A 592-nucleotide genomic window follows, 5' to 3' on the forward strand; every position below is an offset into this window, starting at 1 on the left:
GTATGTCGCGCTATCACGACGAACCGTACATCGGCGGCGTCCTCTCGGCTGAAGTCAACAAAGGGGGGCGCATCAAGGTCAAGATCAATCGAACCACTGGAGAACCGGAAACCGATGTGTCCGAACGCTTCTACCTCGCCGACGCCTCGTTTCGTGTGGCGCTGCAAGGCCCCGACCGCCTGATCGACAAGCTGGCGTATGCCGTGCAACATCCCGTGTGGCCGCCCTTTCTCGGACGCAAGGCATGCGTTCCATCCGCGCCGATCTACGACGGCACAGGACAGTTCGACCATCTGGAAGCCGCACTCTCGGATCGGACGTTCTCGCCGCGCGTCGTGCAGGCATGGGAACGGCAACGCCCCGCTGCGCTGCGCGCGTTGATCGAGACCGTCCCCGGCGACGGCATCCGTCAGTACGACAATATCGGCGTCCCGGGGCGACGGATCTTTCGACTGCGCTATGTCCGCGAAATCTGGATTCCGCTGACGACCAGTTCGCCCGCCATCAGCACGCTCACGCTGGAGGGATGACATGGCGATCTACTTGTCACGCTTGATCCTGAACGCGCGGGTTGCGCAGGTGCGACGTGATC

Annotated in this window: 1 protein-coding gene; it reads left to right on the forward strand. The window is 62.7% G+C overall.

Going from position 1 to position 592, the window contains the following annotated elements:
• Window positions 1-530: hypothetical protein (locus NZU74_20640; protein MCS6883734.1), on the forward strand; the 530-nt coding region annotated here is incomplete at its 5' end.
• Window positions 531-592 lie beyond the last annotated feature (62 nt).

It is taken from the genome of Chloroflexaceae bacterium, from assembly GCA_025057155.1.
Classification (GTDB): domain Bacteria; phylum Chloroflexota; class Chloroflexia; order Chloroflexales; family Chloroflexaceae; genus JACAEO01.